The organism is Rathayibacter rubneri, from assembly GCF_023743255.1.
GTDB lineage: Bacteria > Actinomycetota > Actinomycetes > Actinomycetales > Microbacteriaceae > Rathayibacter > Rathayibacter rubneri.
In genome coordinates this window covers 1-6,605 of the sequence record NZ_JAMRYM010000133.1, presented here as the reverse complement: position 1 = coordinate 6,605, position 6,605 = coordinate 1, and the positions used below count along the sequence as shown (strand labels likewise).

Genomic DNA, 6,605 nt, shown 5'->3' with positions numbered 1-6,605 from the left:
GTGTCGAGGGGGGAGGGGCGGCCGGAGCCTCGCGCCGTCGCGCGATGCCCCCGTGAGAATGGTACGTGAACGACCCCGCCCGGGGGCGTCCTCCGCCAGGACGAGATGCGATGTGGCGGGGGATGTACAGCGGCCGTCCACGCCTGGTAGCCGCGGCGCCGGACGGCGCCTCCGAGGGGTGCCTCCGAAGGGCGTCCCGGGGCTTCCTCGGAGCCGATGCATCCGTATCGTTGGGGGGAGCGCCCCGCACGGGCCGCACCGCTCCAGCACCACTCGGCACCAGCGCCGGCCCCGGGTCCCCGGGGCGGTCCCCCTCCGGCAGGAAGCACACACCATGGCACGCATCCACGACGACGTGACGCAGCTCGTCGGCAGCACCCCGCTCGTCCGCATCAACCGCCTCCCAGGCGCCGAGAGCGCGAGGGTGCTCGCCAAGCTCGAGTTCTACAACCCCGCGAACAGCGTGAAGGACCGCATCGGCGTGGCGATCGTCGACGCGGCGGAGGCGTCGGGCGAGCTGCCTCCGGGCGGCACCATCGTCGAGGGCACGAGCGGCAACACGGGCATCGCGCTGGCGATGGTGGGAGCGGCGCGCGGCTACCGGGTCGTGCTGGCGATGCCGGAGACCATGTCGGTGGAGCGCCGCGTGCTGCTCCGCGCGTACGGAGCCGAGATCGTGCTCACCCCGGGCAGCGAGGGCATGCGCGGAGCGGTCGAGCGCGCTCAGGCCATCGTCGCCGAGACCCCGGGTGCGATCCTCGCCCGCCAGTTCGAGAACGCCGCCAACCCCGAGGTGCACCGCCGCACGACCGCCCAGGAGATCTGGGACGACACCGACGGCGAGGTCGACGTCTTCGTCGCCGGCATCGGCACGGGCGGCACCATCACCGGAGTCGGGCAGGTGCTCAAGGAGCGCAAGCCCGGTGTGCAGATCATCGGCGTCGAGCCGATCGACTCGCCGCTGCTCACGCAGGGCACCGCCGGACCGCACAAGATCCAGGGCATCGGCGCCAACTTCGTCCCGGCGAACCTCGACCGCGAGGTCTACGACGAGATCATCGACGTGACGCTGGACGACTCCCTCCGAGTGGCCCGCGAGATGGCCGCTCAGGAGGGCGTCCTCGGCGGCATCTCGTCCGGCTCGATCATGTGGGCCGCTCTCGAGGTCGCGAAGCGGCCCGAGAACGCGGGGAAGACCATCGTCGCGATCGTCTGCGACTTCGGCGAGCGGTACATCTCGACCGTTCTGTACGAGGACCTCCGCAGCTGAGCCCGGCCGATCGGCGTCCCGGCGTCCTCGTGCGGCTGCGCGAGGACGTCCGGACCGCGCGCCGGCGCGACCCGGCCGCCAGGAGCGCCGCGGAGGTCGTCCTCTCGTACCCGGGGGTCCACGCCGTCTGGCTCCACCGGGTCGCGCACCGCTGGTGGCGCAGCGGTCTGCGCCTCCCCGCGCGGCTGCTCTCGCAGGCGGCCCGGGCGGCCACGGGAGTCGAGATCCATCCCGCGGCGACCATCGGCCGGCGCCTCTTCATCGATCACGGCATGGGGGTCGTGATCGGCGAGACGGCACGCATCGGCGACGACTGCATGATCTACCACGGCGTCACCCTCGGCGGTCGGTCGTCGGCGCGCGAGCGCAGGCACCCCTCGATCGGCGACCGCGTCGTGATCGGCGCGGGAGCCGTGGTGCTGGGCCCGATCGCCCTCGGCTCCGACGTCAGCGTGGGGGCGAACGCGGTGGTCGTGAAGGACGCCCCGGACGGAGCGGTCCTCGTCGGCATCCCCGCGCGCGATCTGCGGGCCCCCGGTCGCGGCGGCGCCCCGCTCGCGGATCCCGCGCTCCTCCTGGATCCCGCGAGCGACGACTGAGGACCGCGCCCGCTCCGCACCGGCGAACGGTCTGGGCGGCGCCGCCCTCAGTCGGCGTCGACGTGCGCGATGCTGCGCGGCGAGCTCTTGATCCGGGCGAAGGCGTCGAGCGCGTGCACCCGGGTCTCCTTGAGGTCGAGGATCGGCGCGGGGTAGTCCTCGCCCTCCGTGGTCAGCGTGTCCAGGAGGGTCCAGGGCTCGTGGATCGCGGAGCCGGTCACCGCCGCGAGCTCCGGGATGTTCTTCCGCAGGTAGTCGCCGGCGGGGTCGAACTTGTGCGACTGGGTGACGGGGTTGAACACCCGGAAGAACGGCGAGGCGTCGGCTCCCGAGCCGGCCACCCACTGCCAGTTGGCGGCGTTGCTGGCGGGGGCGGCGTCGACGAGGGTGTCCCAGAACCAGTCCTCGCCCACGCGCCAGTCGACGAGCATGTTCTTGATCAGGAACGAGGCGGTGACCATCCGCACCCGGTTGTGCATGTACCCGGTGCGCCAGAGCTCCCGCATGCCGGCATCGACGAGCGGGTAGCCGGTGCGTCCCTGGTGCCAGGCGTCGAGGTGCTCCTGCCTCGCGTGGGCCCAGGGGAAGCGGTCGAAGCGCGTGTCGAAGTTCGCGGTCGCGAGGTCGGGCCAGTGGAACAGCAGGTGGTAGCAGAACTCGCGCCAGAGCACCTCGGCGGCGAAGCGCTCGCGGCCCTGCTCGTGGTGCGCGCCCTCGCCCCGCGACTCGACGACGGCCTGCCAGACCTGGAACGGGCTGATCTCGCCCCAGCGCAGGTGCGCCGAGAGGTTCGACGTCGCGTCGTCGGCCGGGCGGTCGCGGCCGTCGGAGTAGTCGTCGAGCTGCTCGGCGATGAAGGCGCGCAGGCGGTCGGCCGCGGCCTTCTCGCCCGGCGCCCAGCGCTCGCGCAGCCCGGCCGCCCAGTCGGGCCGGGTCGGCAGCAGCCCCCAATCGTCCAGATCGTCGGAGGCGACAGGGTCGACGACGCCGTCGATCGAGCGCGGACGGGGCAGGGGCGCCCGCGGCACGTCCTTCTTCCGGCAGGCGCGCGCGAAGGGCGTGTAGACGGAGTAGGGGGTGCCGCCACCGGTCTGCACCGTCCACGGCTCGAACAGCAGCGAGCCCTGGTGGCTCTCGGCCTCGATGCCGCGCGAGCGCAGGCCCTCTTTCACCGCGGTGTCGACGGCGCGCTCGGCCCCTCCGTAGCGCCGGTTCCAGTGCACGGCGCCCGCGCCGAGCTCGTCGGCCAGCTGCAGGATCACGGCCTCGGCAGGACCGCGGCGCAGGAGGAGCGACCCGCCGTGCGCGGCGAGGTCGGCACCCAGCGCGGTGAGGCTGCCGTGCAGCCACCACCGGGCCGCGCCGCCCAGCGGCCGGATGCCGGGCGACTCGTCGTCGAGGACGTAGCAGACCGCCACCGGCCCGCCGCGGTCGATCGCCGCTCGCAGCGCGGGGTTGTCGGCGAGGCGCAGATCGTCGCGGAGCCAGACGAGGGTGGGGGAGGAGGTGCTCATGGTGCCTCCATGATCCGCGAGAGCGGAACCGGGGCGAAGTGCTGGCCGCCGCGTTCGTGGAGTGCTAGCGGAGGAGCGCGCCTGGGGAGGAGCCCCGCGACGCCCGCGGGTCAGGCGGAGGCGACGCGGTCGCGGAGCTTGTCGCAGAGGGCCGTGAGCTGATCGAGCTCGTCGTCGTCGAGGGCGTCGCCGACGTGCTGCGAGATCGTCTCCATGTGGTGCAGCGCCACGCGGCGGAACATGTCGTAGCCGTCGTCCGTGATCGCGATGACCGTGCCGCGCGCATCGGTCGGATCCTCGCTCTTGACGACGAGTCCGCGGCTGACCAGCCGGTCGATCAGACGGCTCACGCTCGGCTGGGTGAGCAGCACGTGCTTGTTGAGGTCGCGGAGCCGTGCGCGCCGATCGGGCTGCCGGGTGAGGTTGAAGAGCACGTCGTACTCGTTCAGCGAGATCTCCTTGGAGGGGAACTCGGTGCTGAGCGCCCGCATCACGTGCACCTGCGCGCGGAAGAGCGACTCCCAGGCCGCGACCGCTCGTCTCGAACTCACCCGACCTCCTCCGTCGTGCTCAGGATACGGTGTCCCCACCCTGCTCCGGGGTGCGAGTGCGGGTTCGGTCCCGCGGGCGGCAGAGGGCCGCGCGCGCACGGTCCCGGGAACGACAGAAGGCCGGCCGCTGAGGCGAGCGGCCGGCCTTCATTCCCTTGCACCAAGAGTGTCCTGCAATCACTTCCACGCTTCGCCGCCACAGCAAACGACTAACGCCCTTGAACTATATAACGGATGCATAACGCCGCAAGAGGCCATTTCCTGGGATCTGCCTGAACACCGCATCCGTTCCGGCGCCCACCCCGGAACGCGCGCCCGACCTTCTCGATCCGGAGCCGCCGACCGCCCGCACCCGCGTCGCTGTCGGCCCTCCTGCTCCCGTCACGATCGCGAGCGAGCGCCCGTGCACCGAGCGCTTCTCCTCCGTCGGAGCAGGCTCCCCGAAGCCGCCCACCGAGGAACGCGCTGCTGCGCCCCGATCACCTGCATACGGCGTCGGTGCGACCGGACTGCCGGCGAACCGCACCTCACAGGAACCGTGCCGGCGAAGCCGCACTCCGGCTTCGCGCTTCGACCAGCCGCTCGTCTCGAAGGCGATGGGCGAGAACCGCGTGCCAGCGTTTCGAGCGAGCCGGTCGTACCCCGATCCGCAGTACTCGATCCGTCGCGAAGCCGACCGCGGTTGAGGGAGCGCGTGCGCTCCCTCAACGAACAAGCACCGCGCGACCTCTTCTGAGCGAGGAGCGCGAGCGCCCCCGCTCAGAACAGATCGGGCGACGGGGTGGACGCGTAGCGGATCGCGACGTCGGCGTGGCGGTCGAAGCGGTAGCCGACGCCGCGGACGGTGCGGACGATGTCCTCGTAGCGGCCGAGCTTGGCGCGCAGGCGGCGGACGTGGACGTCGATCGTGCGCTCGTTGGGGGCGTCGTCGTCGGCGGCTCCCCAGAGGGAGGCGATGAGCTCGGCGCGCTCGATGGTGCGACCCTCGCGCAGGACGAGGTACTGCAGCAGCTCGAACTCCTTGTAGGTGAGGGCGGTGGTCTCGTCGTCGAGGATGACGCGCTTGCGGGAGATGTCGATGACGACTCCGCCGGGGGCGCGGTCGAGGTCGGGCTCGGTCTCGGCGCGGCGCTTGGCGACGGCGGCGGGGTCCTGGAGGGCGAGGCGGACGACGTCGACGTCGCGGCCGCCGGCTCCCTGGGGGGCGAGGGCGACGGACGCGTAGGTCTCGGCGTCGGGGGCGATCAGGGCGGTGACGCGCTTGAGCTCCTCGACGAGGCGGCCGAGGTCGACTCCGGCGGCGCGCGCCTTGGCCTCGTCGATGCCGACGTAGAGCGCGAAGCCGCGGGCCTCGGTGCCCTGCGGCACGGCGCGCAGGCGCGGGGCGGTGGGGACGCTCTCGGGAGCGGCCTGGAGGCGGGGTGCCTCGGTGACGGAAGGAGCGGGGACGGTGCGGGCGTGGAGGAGGGACATGGCGAATCCTTGGGGCTGGTCGGATCCGGGACGAGTGTCCGGGGGAGCGGATCCGGGTGTGCGCGTGGGAGCCGGTTCCCGTGCGGGGAAGGCCGGCAGAGGCGGATGCGGGGCATCCGCGGGGTTCGCTGCGCCTGCGACGCCGTCTTGGCCGGCGGGGACGATCGGAGGGATCGACCCGCTCACGGGGAGATGACGGCGGAGGTGGTGCGGGAACCCGGCGAGGTCAGTGCCTCAAGCGCACATTCGACAGCACATGACGAGGCCGCCGGCCATCATCATGCCGGCATCCCCGATGGCCTCAAGGGAGGTCAGGGCGAGCGCGTTGTCAGTCATGGGGGAAAGTAAAGCGGACTGTGACGGACCGAGTCAACAGATTTCGGGTCCGCGTCCAGGATCCGGCACGGGATCGGCTCCTCCGGGCGCGTCGCGGCACCCGGAGGAGGGGCGATTCAGCCCGCGAGTCCGTGCGGTTCAGCCCGCGAGTCCGTGCGGTTCAGCCGGCGAGCCCGTACAGGCGGTCGCCCGCGTCGCCGAGGCCCGGCACGATGTAGCCCAGCTCGTTGAGGTGGTCGTCGAGAGCGCCGAGGACGATGGTCACCTCGCGGCCCTCGAACGCCTTCTCGACGGCGGCGAGGCCCTCGGGGGCGGCGAGGAGGCAGACGGCCGTGACGTCGACGGCTCCGCGGTCGAAGAGGAACCGGATCGCCGCGATCAGCGAGCCGCCGGTGGCGAGCATCGGGTCGAGCACGAAGCACTGGCGGTTCGAGAGGTCGTCGGGCAGGCGCTCGGCGTAGGTGGTGGGCTCGAGGGTCTCCTCGTTGCGCGCCATGCCGAGGAATCCGACCTCGGCGGTCGGGATCAGCTTCACCATGCCCTCGAGCATGCCGAGGCCGGCGCGCAGGATCGGCACGACCAACGGCTGCGGGTCGCTGAGGGCGAGGCCGGTGGTCTGCGTGACGGGGGTCTCGATCGTCACGGTCCTGGTGCGGACGCCGCGCGTCGCCTCGTAGGCGAGCAGGGTCATCAGCTCCTCGGCGAGCTGCCGGAAGGTCGGGGAGGGGGTGCGCTTGTCGCGCAGCACGGTGAGCTTGTGCGTGATCAGCGGGTGGTCGGCTACGTGGACGCGCATAAGCTCAATCTACTTCCCGGTCCGCGCGCGGTCGGACCGGACGTGGGCACGAGGGGGCGCGATGCG

Annotated in this window: 6 protein-coding genes; 2 read left to right on the top strand and 4 right to left on the bottom strand. The window is 72.3% G+C overall.

Features of this window, described 5'->3' with window-relative positions; translation table 11 throughout:
* Positions 1-334 precede the first annotated feature (334 nt).
* Together cysK and epsC are read left to right on the top strand one after the other, a co-directional pair.
* Positions 335-1,270 (top strand): cysteine synthase A, encoded by a 936-nt coding sequence (gene cysK, locus NB037_RS17935; protein WP_251948203.1) that lies wholly within the window; start codon positions 335-337, stop codon positions 1,268-1,270.
* A gap of 29 nt (positions 1,271-1,299) precedes the next feature.
* A complete protein-coding gene (gene epsC / locus NB037_RS17930; RefSeq protein WP_251948201.1) occupies positions 1,300-1,869 on the top strand; it encodes a serine O-acetyltransferase EpsC in 570 nt (189 codons plus the stop codon).
* Positions 1,870-1,916: 47 nt separating this feature from the next.
* Here the strand turns inward: epsC and NB037_RS17925 are convergent, their stop codons facing one another.
* From NB037_RS17925 to upp, 4 genes are all read right to left on the bottom strand, one after another.
* Positions 1,917-3,383 (bottom strand): cryptochrome/photolyase family protein, encoded by a 1,467-nt coding sequence (locus NB037_RS17925; RefSeq protein WP_251948199.1) that lies wholly within the window; start codon positions 3,381-3,383, stop codon positions 1,917-1,919.
* A 110-nt stretch (positions 3,384-3,493) separates the two neighbouring features.
* A complete protein-coding gene (locus NB037_RS17920) occupies positions 3,494-3,874 on the bottom strand; it encodes a MarR family winged helix-turn-helix transcriptional regulator (protein WP_207406123.1) in 381 nt (126 codons plus the stop codon).
* Between the two features lie 819 nt (positions 3,875-4,693).
* The gene (locus NB037_RS17915) at positions 4,694-5,407 is read right to left on the bottom strand and encodes a winged helix-turn-helix domain-containing protein (RefSeq protein ID WP_251948197.1); all 714 of its coding nucleotides are present in this window, start codon (positions 5,405-5,407) and stop codon (positions 4,694-4,696) included.
* 496 nt (positions 5,408-5,903) lie between these two features.
* Complete coding sequence (gene upp / locus NB037_RS17910; RefSeq protein WP_055790386.1) at positions 5,904-6,539, bottom strand: uracil phosphoribosyltransferase; 636 nt, start codon at positions 6,537-6,539, stop codon at positions 5,904-5,906.
* Positions 6,540-6,605 lie beyond the last annotated feature (66 nt).